Here is a 16,153-nt window from a genome sequence, read left to right on the forward strand (position 1 = left end):
GATTGACCGATGAAGATGTTTCGCTTGGCCGCAACAGCCGCCGCTGTGCTGGTGTCGATCGGGGCCGCGCAGGCCCAGACCACGTTGCGCATCGGCCTCGCGGAAGACCCCGATATCCTCGACCCCACGATGGCGCGCACCTATGTCGGCCGCATCGTGTTCTCCTCCTTCTGCGACAAGCTGTTCGACATCGACGAGAAGCTCAACATCGTGCCGCAGCTGGCGCTCTCGAGCGAAACCGCCGACGACGGCAAGGCGCTGGTCATCAAGCTGCGGCCCGGCGTGAAATTCCACGACGGTGAGCCGTTCGATGCCGAGGCCGCAAAATTCTCGCTGGAGCGGCATCTGACGTTCCCCGGCTCGTTCCGCAAGCCGGAGCTCGCCTCGGTCGATCACGTCGAAATCGTCGATCCCCTCACGGTCAAGCTGGTGTTGAAGTCGCCGTTCTCGCCCCTGCTCGCTCAGCTCACCGACCGCGCCGGAATGATGATGTCGCCGAAGGCCGCCAAGGAGGCCGGCGACAAGTTCGGCCTTCGCCCGGTCTGCGCCGGCCCCTACAAGTTCGTCGAGCGCGTGCAGCAGGACCGCATCGTGTTCGAGAAATTCGCCGACTACTGGAACAAGGACAACGTCTTCATCGACAAGATCGTGTTCCAGCCGATCGTCGATGCGACCGTGCGGCTCGCAAACCTGAAATCCGGCGGCCTCGACCTGATCGAGCGCGTGCTCGCCACCGATCTCAAGGAGGTGCGCGCCGACTCGCGGCTGAAGGTCGCGACCGCCATCGAACTCGGCTATCAGGGCATCACGCTGAACATCGGCAAGGACAAGGCCAAGGGCCCGCTCAGCCAATCCGCCAAGGTGCGGCAGGCACTCGATCTTGCCATCGACCGCGAGGCGATCAACCAGGTCGTGTTCAACGGCGAGTTTCAGGTCGGCAATCAATGGGTCAATCCGAATCATCCCTATTATCAGAAATCGCTTCCGATCCGTCCCCGCAACGTCGAGAAGGCCAAGGCGCTGCTGAAGGAGGCCGGCGTGACGCCGCCGGTCAGCGTCGACTTCCTGGTGCCCAAGGGCGCGGAAACCGAAACACCGGCGCAGGTGATCCAGTCGATGGCAGCGGAAGCTGGGTTCGACATGAAGATACGCCTCACCGAATTCGCAACCGGGTTGAAGCAGGCGGAGACGGGCGACTATCAGGCCTACATGCTCGCCTGGAGCGGCCGCGTCGATCCCGACGGCAACACTTTCGTGTTCCTGCACAACGGCGCACCCCAGAACTATGGCGGGTGGAACAATCCACAGGCCGACAAGGCGCTGGAGGAGGCGCGGCTCGTCACCGATCCCGCCAAGCGCAAGGCGAGCTACGAGGTCCTGGCCAAGCTGGTCCAGGAGGAAGAGCCGCTGCTCTACCTCTATCACCGCCGCATCATCATCGCGCACACGACCAAGCTCGAAGGCTATAGGCAAATGCCGGACGGCCTCGTCCGCGTTGTCGGCCTCAAGCTGAAGTGACGCTGCGAGGATGCTGAACTTCCTCGCCCGCCGACTTGTGCAGATCGTGCCGACGCTGTTCTTCGTCTCGGTGCTGATCTTCTCGCTGCAGCAATTGCTGCCGGGTGACCCCGCGCTGGTGATGGCGGGCGAGGAGCGCGATCCCGCCGTGATCGAGCAGATCCGCCGCCAGTACCGGCTCGATCAGCCCGTCCCGGTGCAGTACGCCTACTGGATCAAGGGCGTGCTCTCTGGCGATTTCGGCGAGTCGCTGCGCAACAAGATGCCGGTGCGCGAGTTGATCGCACAGAAGCTGCCGGTGACGCTGCAGCTCGGCTCGATGGCGATCCTGATCGCGTTGCTGATCGGCATTCCCGCGGGCATCGTCGCGGCCGTGAAGAAAGGTTCGGCCTGGGACTACGGCGCGAACCTGTTTGCGCTGTGGGGCATCTCGACGCCGAACTTCTGGCTCGGGATCATGCTGATCTTCCTGTTTTCGATCGAGCTTGGATGGCTGCCGGCTTCCGGCTACGTGCCGCTCACCGAGAACTGGCGCGCGAGCCTGGCCGTCACCATCATGCCGGCCTTCGTGCTCGGCAATGCGATCGCCGCGATCCTGATGCGGCATACGCGCAGCGCCATGCTTCAGGTGCTGGAAAGCGACTACGTGCGCACCGCGCGCGCCAAAGGACTGTTGGAGCGCACGGTGATCCTCAAGCATGCCATGCGCAATGCGCTGACCCCCGTCATCACGCTCGGCGCGCTCGAGCTCGGTACGCTGCTCTCCGGCGCGGTCCTGACCGAGCAGATCTTCTCCATTCCCGGCTTTGGCAAGCTGATCGTGGATGCCGTATTCAACCGCGATTATGCCGTGGTGCAGGGCGTCGTCCTGGTGACGGCCACGGTCTACATCACGCTGAATCTGGTGGCCGACATCGCCTACATCCTCGTCAATCCGCGGCTCCGGGGCTGATCCATGACCGACGCCGCGCTGCCGAGCCCTCTCACGCGAGCCGACGAGCTGGATAGCCCGGCCCGCCGCGCGCGTCGGCGGCTATTCAAGCGCAAGGCAGCGGTGTTCGGGCTCGTCGTGCTCACGATGTTCATCGCCCTTGCCGTGCTCGCTCCGCTCATCGTGCCCTATGATCCCATCGCGACGAGCTGGAGCCTGGTGCGCAAACCGCCGACCTCGGCCCACTGGTTCGGCACCGACGAGCTCGGCCGCGACATCCTCAGCCGCGTCGTCTACGGCGCGCGCGCCTCGCTGCTCGCAGGCCTGATCTCGGTCGCGATCGCGCTCGGCATCGGCGTGCCGCTCGGTCTCCTCGCCGGCTACCGCGGCGGCTTCACCGACGCGCTGATCAGCCGCATCACCGATGCGATGCTGGCCTGCCCGTTCCTGATCCTGGCGATCGCGCTCGCCGCGTTCCTCGGCCCGAGCCTCGGCAATGCCATGATTGCGATCGGCATCTCGGCGACGCCGATCTTCATCCGCCTGACCCGCGGCCAGGTGCTCGTCGTCAAAGCCGAAGACTATGTCGAGGCCGCGCGCGCACTCGGCAATCCGCCGTGGCGGATCGCGCTCTCGCACATCCTGCCGAACATCCTCCCCTCGCTTCTGGTGCAGGCGACGCTCTCGATCGCTGCGGCCATCATCGCCGAGGCCGCCCTCTCCTTCCTCGGCCTCGGCCAGCAGCCGCCGGCGCCGTCCTGGGGCAGCATGCTCAACGCGGCACAACGCTTCCTGACCCAGGCGCCCTGGATGGCAATCTGGCCGGGCCTTGCGATCTTTCTCGTCGTGCTGTCGCTGAACCTGCTCGGCGACGGGCTGCGCGACGCACTCGACCCAAGGCAGCGCTGATTATTCCTCTTGGTGAGCAGCTCAGACCACCACCTCCCGCAGCACGCGGCGGCAATCCATCTCGAATTCCAGATCGACCACCGGCGGACGGGCGAAATGCCAGGTCAGCCCGGAGCGGAGCGCGCCACGGCGGACCAACTCGTCCACCAGCGCATGGTGAAAGTCGTGCACGGAATAGGCCTGCACCCCGGTTGTATCCTTCCAGCCGAAGCCGAAGGCTGCCATCCGGTTTTCCATCTGCGACGTGGTGGTGAAGCGCACCTTCTCGCGCAGCCCCTCCGGGCTGAGATCGCGGTAGCGCACCGTGCGCTCGACATAGGAGCCGCTGCCCTCGCGCGCCTCGGCGCCGCCGGCGATGACGAAGCTCGGCAAATCTGACCGCGTCGGACGCGTGAAGGAGAACGCATAGAACGACGGTTCGGACGGCGGATCGATCTCGGGGCAGACATTGCTGCGCGCCACCGGATTGGTGCTGCCGTCGAAGATGCCCCATTCGGACAGCGTCTTCACATAGTGCAGATTGAACGCGCGAAAGCCTTCCTCGCTGAAGGCCGCGGGCGAGCGCAGCTCGCAGGCACAGAATGCCGTCAGCGGACGCCCCGCCTCCTGGATGAACTTTGCGGCCAGCGCAAACCCTTCCGCGAGCGGCACCAGGCGGTCGAACCGGACCCGCTCGATCTCGTAGCCCTCATCCGCGGCAGCACCGGCGGAATATTGGAACACGGACGGGATGAAACGATAGTTGCCGGCCGAGAATTCGCGCGTCATGACGGACTCCTATTCCAGTTGCATGCGAGTGCCCTTGGCGCCGTTGAGCAGGCGCTTCAGGTGAAATCCGGCCAGCGGATCGTCGGCGTGCATGCCGACCAGCGCGGCGAAGGACGGCATGGCCGCGGCATCGCCGGCCTCCATCTTGGCAAACGCTTCGGCATATTGCGCCGTCGCTGGCGCCTCGAACCTCGCCTGCGGCAGCGGCTCGAATGCGCGCAGCGGCTCGCTGCGTCCGCGCAGCATCAGGTCGCCCACGGGACGGCCACGAAAGTTTTCGGCCCCATTCGCAACGCTGGCACTAACGCAAATGCGCGTTCCCAGGTGCTTGTTCGCCGCCTCAAGCCGGGCCGCAATATTGATGGTGTCGCCATAGGCCGTGTAGTCGAAGAAGCGGTTGCCGCCGAAATTGCCAACCAGCGCCGGACCGGCATGAGCGCCGATGCGGGTAGCTCCGAAATTCACGCCTCTTGCCTTCCAGCGCGCCGAAAAATCCTCCGCCCAAGCGTCGAGAGCATGGGCACAGGCGACCGCGCGCGTTGCATAGTCCGGCTGGTCGCCGGGGGCGTTGAACAGCACCTGGATCGCATCGCCGATGATCTTGGCGACCGTCCCCTCATGGGCGAAGACGATCTCGGTCATGCCGCCGACATATTCGTTGAGGAGCTCGCCCAGGGTCTGCGGAGGCGCGGTCTCGACCAGCGAGGTGAAGCCTGTAATATCGGTGAACAGGGTGGCGACATCGCGCCACTGCACCTCAATGCCGTCGCCATCGACGTTCGCGGCCAGCCGCCTTGCAATCTCCGGCGAGAAGAAGCGCGACAGCGAGGCATGGGCGCGCTCGGCTTCCATCTGGCGCCGCCGCACCTCGCGCAGCATCTCCACATGGCGGACGGTCTTCTCGATCGTAGCTTCGAGGTCGGCGAAGTCGATCGGCTTGGTCAGGAAGTCGAACGCACCGCGGTTCATGGCGGTGCGGATGTTGCTCATGTCGCCGTAGGCCGAGACGATGATGGTCGACTTCTTCTCCTGGGCCTCCTGGAGCTTCGCGAGTAGCGACAGGCCGTCCATTCGCGGCATGTTGATATCGGAGACCACCATGTCGACATGCGGATTCTGCTCCAGCGCTTCCAGCGCCTCCAGGCCGTCGCGCGCGAAGATCAGCGCGAGCTGCCCATCGCGGATCTGCCTGCGGAATTTCTGCAGGATCAGCGCCTCGAGATCCGGCTCGTCGTCGACGAAGAGGATGGTCGCAGTCATGCGGCTTGCTCGAGCCTCGTGTCGATCTCCTGCCGCAGCAGCGCAAAGTCGATCGGCTTGGTGAGGAGCCCGACGGCGCCCCGTTCGATCGCCTTGCGGCGCGTCTCCGCATCGCCATAGGCCGTGATCATGATGACGGGAACATCGGGATGCGCGGCACGCACCTTCGGCAGCATGTCGAGCCCGCTCATGCCGGGCATGTTGATGTCCGACAGGATCAGGATCAGCGAGGGATCACGGACTTCGGCGGCGCGCTCGAGCGCCTCGGGGGCCGAGAGGGCAAACTCCATCTGAAACCGGCCGGCGCGCAGGTCGCGCCGGAACTGCTGCCGAAACAGTGCCTCGACGTCGGGCTCGTCATCGACGACCAGGATGTAAACGTTCAAGACTTTCCTCCGGAAGTGTCGCCCGCTGCCATCGTCCGCGGCAGCGTGATGATGAACTCGGTGAATACACCTTGTGTGGTGTCCACGTCGATCGTGCCGCCGTGTTGTTTCACCACGATGTCGTGGCTCATTGAAAGGCCGAGTCCCGTGCCCTCGCCGGCCGGCTTGGTGGTGAAGAAGGGATTGAACATCTTTTCCTTCACCTCGGCTGGAATCCCGGTGCCGTTGTCGCGAATCCGGATCTGGACCCTGTCGCCGAGATTCTTCGTTGCCGCGCGCAAGGTGGGCTCGAATGCATCGCCCTCGCTCTCCTTGCGCTTGGTCGCGGCATAGAAGCCGTTCGAGATCAGGTTCAGCAAGACGCGCGTGATCTCCTGCGGATAGACGTCGATCATGCCGGCAGCCGGGTCGAAATCGCGCTGGAGCGTGACGTTGAAGGCAGGCCTTTCGGCGCGCGCGCCGTGATAGGCGAGATTGAGGCTCTCCTCGACCACCGCATTGATGTCGACGGCGCGATGCTCGCCGGAACCCTGACGCGAATGCAGCAGCATGTTCCTGACGATGGAATCGGCGCGCTTGCCGTGCTGCACCACCTTCTCGAGATTGGCCCTGAGCATGCCGGTCAGTTCGTCGACCTCCTCCTTCGTCTTGCCGTCGAGCGCGGCCGATTGCAGGATCTCGTTGAGCTCGTCGATCAGCTCGGTCGAGACCGCGGAGAAGTTGTTGACGAAGTTGAGCGGGTTCTTAATCTCGTGGGCGATGCCGGCGGTGAGCTGGCCGAGGGAAGCGAGCTTCTCGGTCTGAATCAGGCGGTCCTGCGCGGTGCGCAGATTGTCGAGCGATTGCGATAGCTCGGTCGTACGCTCGCGCAATTGCTTCAGCAGGCGCGTATTCTCGATCGCGATGACGGCTTGCTTGGTAAAGTTCTCCACCAGCGCGACTTGTTTGTCCGTGAAGCCGCGAATCTCTTGTCGAAAAATCGTCATCGCGCCGATCAGATCATCCTCTTTCAGCATGGGTACGGAGAGAAGGGTTCGGGCGCCGGCAATGTCGGCCATTCCAACGACAAAGGGAACACCGGCCTTGTACCCAGGACTTTCCCTCAAGTCATTGATCTGCGCGGGCTGATGCGTCGCGATGATTGCAGCCAGCGTCGTTCCTGGATGTGGGAAGATCGGAGTCCGCTTACGGAAGGCGGAGAAATCGGGCGGAATGTTGTAGTCGGTGACGATGTTGAATTTCTGGCCGTCCCACAGATTCATCGTGCCGAAATTCGCACCGCAGACGCGGGTAGCATTCTCCAACATCTTCTGAAACACCGGCTCTAACTCTCCCGGAGAGGAGCTAATGACTTCGAGCACCTCCGACGTCGCCGTTTGTTGCTCGAGCGACTCCCGCAATTCGGCGGTCCGCTTCTCGACCTTGTTCTCGAGGTCCGCATAGGATTCCTGCAGGCGCGCGCCCATGTCGTTGAACTGGTCGGCGAGCCCTTCGAGCTCGTCGCCGGTCTTGATCGAGATGCGCTGGGAGAAATCACCACCGCCCATTCGTTCCGCGCCGCTCCGCAGCGCCTGAATCGGCCCGACCATGCGGCGCGCCAGGAAGATCCCGGCCAGCACCGCGAAGATGGATGCCGCGAGCAGCACGATTGCAAGGCGCTGCAGCGAAGCATAGAGCGCGGCATAGGCTTCCTCGACCGGCAGCTCGACGAACATGGTCCAGCGCAGCGGCTCGATCGGGGCCGATGCGGTCAGCACCTTCTGCCCCTGGATGTTGTGGGCTTCGGAAAGCACGTCAGGCATGGCGCCGCCGGCCTGCACGGCGCGTACCTGCGCAAGGCCGGACATGTCGGTGTTGCGCAGCACGAGACTGATGTCGGGATGCGCGATCAAGCGGCCCTCCGGGCCGACCACGTAGGCGTTGCCGTGCTCGCCGACCTTGATCTGGGACACGACGTCCCAGATCAGCTTGAGATTGACCTCGGCGATGCTAACGCCGGCATCCTTTCGTGCGCCCGCAAGCGCCAGCGTCATGTAGGGCTCGGACTCCCGGCGAAAATAGACCGGCCCGTAATAGACCTTGCGCGCGACCGCCTCGGTGAACTTCGGATCGCTCGACAGGTCGATCCCGCTGTCGAGCGCGTCCATCGCCAGCCGCGAGACCCGCAGCCGCTCCTTGCCAGTCGAATCCACCTGGGCCAGCTCGGTGATCGCAGGGACCTGGCGCAACAGGCGCAGCGCGTCGAACCGGCGCTGCTCGATCGAGCCGCCCGACCAGGGCAGCTGCGTGGTCCAGCCGAGCTGGCTCTCGATCTCCTTGACGAACCGGCCGATCTTGGCAGCGGCCGCCTCGGCCTGCTCGTGCTGGACCCGGATCAGAGAGGCCTTGTGCTCGCGATAGTAGAAGTAGACCTCGAACAGGCCATTGGCGAGCAGCGCAATGGCGACGACCGCCACGAAAAGCGCGACGTATTTGGCGAAGAGCCGGGTCCGGATTCCGCGCCCCGCAGTGTCGCCGGAGGCGACCTCGCCTGGGGCCGCGCTCGGCAATGTCCCGGCTCGAGGTGTATCGGGGTGGAGGGACAGGCTCATTCCACGGAACCTAGCAAGAAGACCGGACCTTGTCTCTCGCAAGCGCGGCAAGGAGCTCGCCCGAGACCCAACGAAAAGGGCGGCAGCGGATCACCGCTGCCGCCCTTTCGGGACTAGCCTGCCGGCGGCCTCAGGTCGGCCGTAGCGCCTTTGAATCGAGGTCCAGCTCGCCGATCTGCTTGTTCCGCTCCGAATCGGCCGCCGCGCGATGGTCGGTCGCCAGCACCACATAGACTGCCGGCAGCACGAACAGCGTGAACAGCGTGCCGATCGACATGCCGGCGACGACAACGAGACCGATCGAGAAGCGGCTGGCCGCGCCCGCGCCGGTCGCGGTCAGGAGCGGGATCAGGCCGGTCACCATCGCGGCCGTGGTCATCAGGATCGGCCGCAGACGGATGCGGGCCGACATCTCGATGGCCGAGCGGCGGTCGAGCCGCTCGTTAACCTGGAGCTCGTTGGCGAACTCCACCATCAGGATGCCGTGCTTGGTGATCAGGCCGACCAGGGTGAGCAGACCGACCTGGGTGTAGATGTTTATGGTCGCCATGCCGAAGAACAGCGGGATCAGCGCACCGACGATCGCCATCGGCACCGAGATCATGATGACCAGCGGGTCGCGCAAGCTCTCGAACTGGGCCGCCAGCACCAGGAAGATGATGATCAGCGCGAAGCCGAAGGTGATGGCAAGCTGATTGCCTTCCTGCACGTATTGCCGGGAGTCAGCCAGATAGTCGTGGCTGAAGCCTTGCGGCAGCTTCTTGGCCTCGCCTTCGAGGAAGTCGACCGCAGCGCCGACGGTCACGCCGGGCATCGGCACGGCGGAGAACGTCGCCGAATTGAGCTGGTTGTAGTGCGTCAGCGAATTCGGATCGGTCTTGGTCCTGATCGAGACCACGGTCGACAACGGAAGCTGCTGCCCGGTGTTGGTCGTCACATAGTAGCCACCGAGCGATTCCGGGGACAGCCGCTTGCCGCGCGGCACCTGCGGAATCACCTGATAGGAGCGGCCCTCGAGGTTGAACCGGTTGATGTAATTGCCGCCGAGCAGCACCGCGAGCGTCGAGCCGAGGTTCTGCATGTTGACGCCGAGGTCCTGAGCCTTGGTGCGGTCGATCGTCACCTCGACGTTCGGCTGGTTGTAGGCGAGGTCGCTATCGGAGACGATGAACATGCCGCTCTTGCGTGCAGCCTCCTTCAGCTTCTCCATCTGCTCATAGACGGTCTGGAAGCTGGCCGTGGAATTGATCACCATCTGGATCGGCAGACCGCCGGGTCCGCCCGGCAATGGCGGCAGGTTGAACGCGAACGCCTGCACGCCCTCGATCTTGGAGAGCTCGGCCTGCACCAGCGGCTTCAAGGCGATCGACGAGCGTGTGCGCTCGTCCCAGGGCTTCAAGAGCATGCCGGCAATGCCGCCTTGCGGGCCGTTGATGCCGTTCAGCACGAAACGCAGATCGGTCTCGGGGAATTTCTGGAATTCCTTGTCGAGCTTCTCGCCGTAGAAATCGACATAGTCGATGTTGGCGTATTTCGGCGCCTTGGTCACCGCGAACACGATGCCCTGATCTTCCTCGGGCGCCAGCTCCTTCGAAGTGTTCATGTAGAGGAAGCCGACGAGTCCCAGGATCGTCACGGCGAACAGGCCGGTGATGGCCTTGTAGTCGAGCGAGCGGTCGAGCTTGCGGCCATACCACCGCGTCATGGCGCCGAACACCCGGTTCACCAACTTGGCGAAGCGGCCCTCTTCGGTGTTCTTCAGCAGCACCGAGCACATCATGGGCGACAGCGTCAGCGCGATCACGCCTGATACGATGACCGAGCCTGCGAGGGTAAAGGCAAATTCGCGGAACAGCGACCCGGTGAGGCCACCGAGGAACCCGATCGGCGCGTACACGGCGGCGAGCGTGATGGTCATGGAGATGACCGGCCCGACGATTTCGCGCGCGCCTTGTAGCGAGGCCTGGACCGGCGTCTTGCCCTCCTCCAGATGGCGATGGATGTTCTCCACCACGACGATGGCATCGTCGACGACGAGGCCGATCGCCAGGACCATCGCGAGCAGGGTCAGCAGGTTGAAGCTGAAGCCCAGCGCCAGCATCATCGTGCAGACGCCGATCATCGACAACGGAATGGTGACGACGGGAATGATGACGGAGCGCAGCGAGGCCAGGAACAGGAAAATGACCACGATCACGATGATGACGGCTTCGCCCAATGTATTCCGCACCTCGTCGATCGAAGATTGGATGAACTTGGTCGAGTCGTAGGCGACCTTCATCTTCATCGAGGGCGGGAGGTTGCGTTCGAGCTCGGGGAACAGCGCGCGCACACCCTTGACCAGCGTCAGCGGATTACCCTGTGGCGTCGCCTGCACGCCAATGAAGATCGCGCGCTCGCCGTTAAAGGCGACGCTGGCATCCGTGCTCTGGGCTGCAAGCTCGACGGTGGCGATGTCCTCCATCCGCACGAAGCCGCCGTCCTTGGCCTTGACGATCATCTTCTTGAACTGATCGACGTTGGTCAGGCCCGTGTTGGTCGAGACGTTCGAGACGATCAGATAGCCCTTGGTCTGGCCCGCCGCGGACTGGAAGTTGTTGGCCTGGATCGCCGCCGCAACGTCAGCCGGCGATACGTTGCGGCCCGCCATCTTCACGGGATCGAGCCACAGCCGCATCGCAAAGGTCTGGCCGCCCAAAATGTCGGCCGAGGCGACGCCGTCGACGGTCGACAGCACCGGCTGCACCACACGCGTCAGATAGTCGGAGATGGCCGAGCCGGACAGCTCGTCCGAGGAGAAGCCGAGATACATCACGGCCGTGGTCTGGCCGGTGGTCTTGGTGACGATCGGGTCGTTGGATTCCTTCGGAATCAGGTACTTCACTGAATTGGTCTTCGCCAACACCTCGGTGAGCGCCTGGTTCGGATCGAAATTCAGCTTGATGTAGACCTGGATCGTCGAGGTGCCGAGCACCGAGGACGAGGTGATGTAGTCGACGCCTTCGGCGGACGCGACCGCCTGCTCGATCGGCGTGGTGATGAAGCCCTGGATCAGGTCTGCGGACGCGCCGGGATAGACGGTCGTGATGTTGATGACCGTATTCGACAGCTTCGGATATTGCCGGATCGGCAGCACCATTGCCGCGCGCAGGCCGATCAGCAGGATCAGCAGGCTGACGACGACCGACAGGACCGGTCGTTTGATGAAAATGTCGGTAAAGGCCATCGCGGGCGATCTCGATTTCTTTTTTTCAAGACGCGTGATCCGGCCGGGCCGGATCACGCGAGGATATTGTCAGTAGCGCGGCGGCTGCGCCGGGATCTGCGGGGCCGGATCGGTCGAGATCGATACCGGCGCGCCTGATTGCAGCTTGAGCTGGCCGAGAGCGACGACCTTGTCGCCTACCTTCAGGCCCTTGACGATTTCGACGCGACCCTCGACCCGGTTGCCGGTCTGCACGAAGGTGCGCACCGCCGACAGGCTGGTCTTGCCGTCTTCTTCCTTCTTCTCGGTGATCACGAACACCGAGTCGCCGTACAGCGTGTAATCGACTGCCGTTTCAGGCACCGTGATCACGGCCGGCTTTTCCGGCAGCACCACGGTCGTGGTGACAAACATGCCGGGCTTCAGGATCTTCTCCGGATTGGCAATCGTGGCCTGCACGCGGATGTTGCGAGTATCGGTCGAGATCTGGGGCTCGATCGTGGTGATCTTGCCCTCGAAGGTGCGGCCCGGATAGGCGTCGACCTTCAACCGCACGACCTGGCCGACCTTGAGGCTGCCGGAATCCTTTTCCGTCACCGTGAAGTTGGCCCACAGCTCGGACAGATCGGTCAGCGACACGATCGCCGTGCCGGCGGTCAGATACTGGCCGACCTCGACCTTGCGCATGCCGAGATCGCCGGCGAACGGCGCGCGCACCAGCTTCTGCGAGATCAACGCCTCGGTCTTGGCGATGCCCGCCTGGGCCTGGTCATAGGCAGCCTGCGCGGTATCGACGGTCGCCTGCGGACCGAACTGGCGCGAGGCCAGCTGCTTGGCGCGTTCAAGCGACAGCTGCGCGACGGTCGCTTGCGCCTTGTAGTTGGCGAGATCGCCCTGCTCGGGCGCGTCGAACAGTTGCACCAGCGGCGTGCCGGCCTCGACGCGCGTGCCCGGCTCGAACTTGATCGCGGTGACACGGCCGTTGACGTCGGCGCTGACGTCGACCTGATGCACGGCGACGAGGCTGCCGACCGCGGTGAGCAGGTTCGGCACCACCTCCGACTTCGCCTCGGCCGCGCTGACAGCGGTCGGCGGCGGCTTGTTGTTGGCGAAGAATTGCTTGATCATCTGGCCGCGGAAGTAATTGAACCAGACGAGCCCTCCGACGAGCACGGCCAGAAGCGTGCCAACGATGATGAACCAGCGCACTGGCCGGACCGGACGCTTGGGAGCCTTGTTGTCGATCGGTTGCCCCGAAATCTTGTTTTCGGCCACGATGTTCATGTCATGCACTTTCTGCAATCGCCGCCCGGTTCGCATCCGCGGCCTGATTGCGGCCCAGATGCGAAGCAATTGCGGCGTCGTTAAGTCCGATACCCCTCAGGAGAAACTCACAGAGCTGCCGCTCCAGGTCGGTCGCCCTGCCGTAAGCAAGACAGGGCGTGGCCGGCAGCCTGGTCAGCGCCGCGGTCATCACCGCATGATGCGCGAACCAGAACAGGTTGAGCGGATCGCCAGCGCAGGGCCGCGCGTCACCGCTCGCAACCGCACGCTCGAGCGAGGCGACGAAGACAGCGCCGATCAGCGTCTCGATCTTGGCATACAGCAATCGGGCGAATTCGCCGTCATCCAAATGGCTCGTGGCCATTAGCCGCAGGCGCTGGGCCTCTTCCTGATCGGGACCGTCAGCGATCTGGAGGAAGTGTTCGACCATGCCGCGGATCACCTCGACCAGCGTAGCCGTCGACGGCTCGCGCTCGAGCAGCTCCATCAGAGCGGGATCCGCCTCGCATTCGTCGCTGAGGATCTCGGCGTAGAGCGCCGCCTTGGACGGGAAATGCTTGAACAGCAGCGCTTCAGAAATGGCAGCGGCGGCCGCCACGCTCTTGGTCGTGGTGCCGTTATAGCCGTGTCGGGCAAAGCAGCGCTTTGCGGCGCCGAGGATCAATTGACGCCTCAGGTCGCTCGTCATACGCAATGAGCTCATGCTGGGTGAGTAAGCACTCACCCACGCAGGAGTCAAGCACTATGTTGCATCGCAACCTGCGTGCGACCTAGAATCAATGGAAATTGGCCGAGCCTGCACGGCCCGCGTGCAGACGTTCAGCAAGGGATTGCCGGACCGCCTAGATCGGCTGGAAGCCCAGGTCAGCACGGATCCGGTTGACGATGTAGGTCCCGTCCCGCGTCGGCAGAATCCGCTCCAGGCCGGCGCTGTCGATCTTCACATTGGCAAAGCGCGGACCCGCAGAGACGCCGTGGACGGCTTTGGCGAAGGCTTCGACTTCGGCCATGGTCGTGACAGCCCGGCTGTCCTTAATGCCGCAAGCCCTGGCGATGCCGACGAGGTCGGCGGCGGCGGAGGTGTGGCTGGTCTGGCCGCCGGTCTCGCCATAGGCCTCGTTGTCGAGCACTGCGATCGAGAGGTTGGCCGGCTTCTGCAGGCCGATGGTGGCAAGGCTGCCCATGCCCATCAGCATCTCGCCGTCGCCGGTGATGACCAATACCGGCAGCTTCGGCTGCGCCAGCGCCAGACCCAGCCCGATCATCGCGGCGCCGCCCATGCCGCCCCAGAGGTAGAAGTTGCGGGCGTGGTCGCCGGCGGCGCACATGTCGTTGGTGGAAGCGCCAAGGCCGCCGATCGCGACGACGTTCTTGCGGTTCGCCAGCAACGTGGACACCACCTGCCGGCGGTCGAGGAGATTGGCCTTGCTCATTTGGTGAAAACCTTGGCGCCGATCAGGCGCTGCGACAGAAGGACGGCGGTTGGCGTCAGCGCGTTGTAGGCCTGCGCCGCGGCCGCTTCCAAGACGGCAGGCACCTCGGCAGCGTGCGAGGCGCGCAGCACCTTGACGCCGGAGAGCTCGAACACGCCTTGCGTGGTCGAGCCCATCGGCACCTGCCACGGATTGAACTCGCCCCACTCGCCGCGCATCGTCACGAGCGTGAGGAACGGAAAGCGCAAGATCGGGATCAGCGACAGCATGTTGATGCAATTGCCGACGCCGCTCGATTGCATCAGCAGCACGCCGCGCTGTCCGCCCGCCCAGGCGCCGGCGAGCAGCGCCACGCCTTCCTCCTCCGTCGTCAGCGCAATGCCGCGCATGGTGGAGGAGGCCAATACGCGCTGGATCAGCTTGGAATGACCGGCGTCCGGAACGTAAGGCACCTGCCGGACGTCGAAGCGCTGGAGGGTCGCGAAAATATCGTCGGGCCAGTTCGGCGCCGTGTCGGCAGCGTCAGCGCGTGCGTGCATTTTCCTGTCCGGTCAGCTAGCAGTGTGCGAAGACTGTAGACGCATGCATGCGCCGACCAGAACAACAAAAACGGCATATCGGCTTTAACCGGCGAGTATAACGGGATGAACGCAGATGCGAAGGCGCTGGCCGCAAGCTTCGACCTCGAGAAGCTGACGCCGGAGTTCTACGACAACCCCTATCCGACCTATCGTGCACTGCGGGAGAACGAGCCGGTCAAGCGCCTGCGCAACGGCACCGTGTTCCTGACCCGCTACGATGATCTCGTCACCACCTACAAGAACACCAAGTCGTTCAGCTCGGACAAGAAGCGCGAGTTCGCGCCGAAATACGGCGACACCCCGCTGTACGAGCACCACACCACGAGCCTCGTGTTCAACGATCCACCGTCCCATACCCGCGTGCGCCGCCTGATCATGGGCGCGCTGTCGCCGCGCGCGATCGCCAGCATGGAGGGGGACCTGATCAAGCTGGTCGACGGCCTGCTCGATGCCATCGAAACCAAGGGCGCTTGCGAACTGATCGAGGATTTTGCCGCTTCGATTCCCATCGAGGTGATCGGCAACCTGCTCGACGTGCCTCACGAGGAGCGCGGGCCGCTGCGCGACTGGTCGCTGGCGATCCTGGGTGCTCTCGAACCCGTAGTGTCGCCCGAAGTAGCTGCGCGCGGCAACAAGGCGGTGGCGGACTTCCTCGCCTATCTGCAAACGCTGGTGTCGCGGCGGCGCGCGAAGCCGGGCAATCCCGAGCGCGACGTGCTGACGCGTTTGATCCAGGGGGAAGAGAACGGCGAGCGGCTGACCGAGAAGGAGCTTCTGCACAATTGCATCTTCCTGCTCAATGCCGGCCACGAGACCACCACCAACCTGATCGGCAACGGCCTCGTGGCGCTCGACCGCCATCCCGACCAGAAGCAGCGCCTGATCGAGAACCCGGACATGATCAAGACTGCGGTCGAGGAGATGTTGCGCTACGAGAGCTCCAACCAGCTCGGCAACCGCATGACCACCGAGAAGGTCGAGCTCGGCGGCGTCATGCTCGATGCCGGCACGTCGGTGACGCTGTGCATCGGGGCTGCCAATCGCGACCCCGCGCAGTTTCCCGACCCCGAGCGTTTCGATATCGCGCGCACGCCGAACCGGCACCTCGCCTTCGCCACAGGCGCGCATCAATGCGCAGGCATGGCCCTGGCGCGGCTGGAGGGGGCGATTGCGATCTCGCGCTTCCTGGCGCGCTTTCCGAACTATGCCGTCAGCGGTCAGCCGGTGCGCGGCGGACGGGTGCGGTTCCGCGGCTTCTTGAGCGTGCCCTGCGCGCTTGGCTGAGGG

Annotated in this window: 13 protein-coding genes; 4 read left to right on the forward strand and 9 right to left on the reverse strand. The window is 64.1% G+C overall.

What is annotated here, in order from left to right:
- The first annotated feature begins 9 nt into the window (after window positions 1-9).
- Genes I6F24_RS02670 through I6F24_RS02680 form a run of 3 tightly spaced genes read left to right on the forward strand, consistent with a single transcriptional unit; the run spans window position 10 to window position 3,358 of the window.
- Complete coding sequence (locus I6F24_RS02670; RefSeq protein ID WP_036025792.1) at window positions 10-1,518, forward strand: ABC transporter substrate-binding protein; 1,509 nt, start codon at window positions 10-12, stop codon at window positions 1,516-1,518.
- Window positions 1,519-1,528: 10 nt separating this feature from the next.
- On the forward strand, window positions 1,529-2,470 hold the full coding sequence (locus I6F24_RS02675) for an ABC transporter permease (RefSeq protein WP_025034874.1): 942 nt from the start codon (window positions 1,529-1,531) through the stop codon (window positions 2,468-2,470).
- Window positions 2,471-2,473: 3 nt separating this feature from the next.
- Window positions 2,474-3,358: an ABC transporter permease gene (locus tag I6F24_RS02680; RefSeq protein WP_057027046.1), complete on the forward strand. Its 885-nt coding sequence runs from the start codon at window positions 2,474-2,476 to the stop codon at window positions 3,356-3,358.
- Window positions 3,359-3,379: 21 nt separating this feature from the next.
- Here I6F24_RS02680 and I6F24_RS02685 read toward each other — a convergent pair whose 3' ends face one another.
- The 9 genes from I6F24_RS02685 to I6F24_RS02725 form a co-directional block, all read right to left on the reverse strand.
- On the reverse strand, window positions 3,380-4,126 hold the full coding sequence (locus I6F24_RS02685) for a hypothetical protein (RefSeq protein WP_225127385.1): 747 nt from the start codon (window positions 4,124-4,126) through the stop codon (window positions 3,380-3,382).
- 9 nt (window positions 4,127-4,135) lie between these two features.
- Window positions 4,136-5,386 carry an adenylate/guanylate cyclase domain-containing protein gene (locus I6F24_RS02690; protein WP_036004735.1) on the reverse strand — a complete coding sequence of 417 codons (1,251 nt, stop codon included), beginning with the start codon at window positions 5,384-5,386 and terminating at the stop codon, window positions 4,136-4,138.
- Complete coding sequence (locus tag I6F24_RS02695; RefSeq protein ID WP_025034870.1) at window positions 5,383-5,772, reverse strand: response regulator; 390 nt, start codon at window positions 5,770-5,772, stop codon at window positions 5,383-5,385. The genes I6F24_RS02690 and I6F24_RS02695 overlap by 4 nt, the downstream gene beginning before the upstream one ends.
- Window positions 5,769-8,363 (reverse strand): ATP-binding protein, encoded by a 2,595-nt coding sequence (locus I6F24_RS02700; RefSeq protein ID WP_225149924.1) that lies wholly within the window; start codon window positions 8,361-8,363, stop codon window positions 5,769-5,771. Before I6F24_RS02700 ends, I6F24_RS02695 begins: the two co-directional genes overlap by 4 nt.
- A 130-nt stretch (window positions 8,364-8,493) precedes the next feature.
- Entirely contained in the window at window positions 8,494-11,589 is a 3,096-nt protein-coding gene (locus I6F24_RS02705; RefSeq protein ID WP_036025801.1) for a MexW/MexI family multidrug efflux RND transporter permease subunit, read from the reverse strand.
- 69 nt (window positions 11,590-11,658) lie between these two features.
- A complete protein-coding gene (locus I6F24_RS02710) occupies window positions 11,659-12,852 on the reverse strand; it encodes an efflux RND transporter periplasmic adaptor subunit (RefSeq protein WP_036004727.1) in 1,194 nt (397 codons plus the stop codon).
- Between the two features lies 1 nt (window position 12,853).
- Window positions 12,854-13,555, reverse strand: a complete 702-nt coding sequence (locus I6F24_RS02715) for a TetR/AcrR family transcriptional regulator (protein ID WP_063822469.1) — start codon at window positions 13,553-13,555, stop codon at window positions 12,854-12,856.
- A 139-nt stretch (window positions 13,556-13,694) separates the two neighbouring features.
- Window positions 13,695-14,285 carry a thiamine pyrophosphate-dependent enzyme gene (locus I6F24_RS02720; protein ID WP_225114420.1) on the reverse strand — a complete coding sequence of 197 codons (591 nt, stop codon included), beginning with the start codon at window positions 14,283-14,285 and terminating at the stop codon, window positions 13,695-13,697.
- Window positions 14,282-14,824 carry a phosphonopyruvate decarboxylase gene (locus I6F24_RS02725; RefSeq protein ID WP_036004713.1) on the reverse strand — a complete coding sequence of 181 codons (543 nt, stop codon included), beginning with the start codon at window positions 14,822-14,824 and terminating at the stop codon, window positions 14,282-14,284. Before I6F24_RS02725 ends, I6F24_RS02720 begins: the two co-directional genes overlap by 4 nt.
- Before the next feature lie 105 nt (window positions 14,825-14,929).
- Here I6F24_RS02725 and I6F24_RS02730 point away from each other — a divergent pair, with 105 nt between their 5' ends.
- Window positions 14,930-16,150: a cytochrome P450 gene (locus I6F24_RS02730; RefSeq protein ID WP_225149925.1), complete on the forward strand. Its 1,221-nt coding sequence runs from the start codon at window positions 14,930-14,932 to the stop codon at window positions 16,148-16,150.
- Window positions 16,151-16,153: the final 3 nt, after the last annotated feature.

The sequence above is a fragment of the Bradyrhizobium sp. BRP23 genome (assembly GCF_020194135.1).
Classification (GTDB): Bacteria; Pseudomonadota; Alphaproteobacteria; order Rhizobiales; family Xanthobacteraceae; genus Bradyrhizobium; species Bradyrhizobium yuanmingense.

What these genes read in the sequence shown, in the direction of transcription:
- I6F24_RS02670 (WP_036025792.1), top strand. Translation starts at nt 10, where the DNA reads ATGAAGATGTTTCGCTTGGCCGCAACAGCCGCCGCTGTGCTGGTGTCG.
- I6F24_RS02675 (WP_025034874.1), top strand. Translation starts at nt 1,529, where the DNA reads ATGCTGAACTTCCTCGCCCGCCGACTTGTGCAGATCGTGCCGACGCTG.
- I6F24_RS02680 (WP_057027046.1), top strand. Translation starts at nt 2,474, where the DNA reads ATGACCGACGCCGCGCTGCCGAGCCCTCTCACGCGAGCCGACGAGCTG.
- I6F24_RS02685 (WP_225127385.1), bottom strand. Translation starts at nt 4,126, where the DNA reads ATGACGCGCGAATTCTCGGCCGGCAACTATCGTTTCATCCCGTCCGTG.
- I6F24_RS02690 (WP_036004735.1), bottom strand. Translation starts at nt 5,386, where the DNA reads ATGACTGCGACCATCCTCTTCGTCGACGACGAGCCGGATCTCGAGGCG.
- I6F24_RS02700 (WP_225149924.1), bottom strand. Translation starts at nt 8,363, where the DNA reads ATGAGCCTGTCCCTCCACCCCGATACACCTCGAGCCGGGACATTGCCG.
- I6F24_RS02705 (WP_036025801.1), bottom strand. Translation starts at nt 11,589, where the DNA reads ATGGCCTTTACCGACATTTTCATCAAACGACCGGTCCTGTCGGTCGTC.
- I6F24_RS02710 (WP_036004727.1), bottom strand. Translation starts at nt 12,852, where the DNA reads ATGAACATCGTGGCCGAAAACAAGATTTCGGGGCAACCGATCGACAAC.
- I6F24_RS02715 (WP_063822469.1), bottom strand. Translation starts at nt 13,555, where the DNA reads ATGAGCTCATTGCGTATGACGAGCGACCTGAGGCGTCAATTGATCCTC.
- I6F24_RS02720 (WP_225114420.1), bottom strand. Translation starts at nt 14,285, where the DNA reads ATGAGCAAGGCCAATCTCCTCGACCGCCGGCAGGTGGTGTCCACGTTG.
- I6F24_RS02725 (WP_036004713.1), bottom strand. Translation starts at nt 14,824, where the DNA reads ATGCACGCACGCGCTGACGCTGCCGACACGGCGCCGAACTGGCCCGAC.
- I6F24_RS02730 (WP_225149925.1), top strand. Translation starts at nt 14,930, where the DNA reads ATGAACGCAGATGCGAAGGCGCTGGCCGCAAGCTTCGACCTCGAGAAG.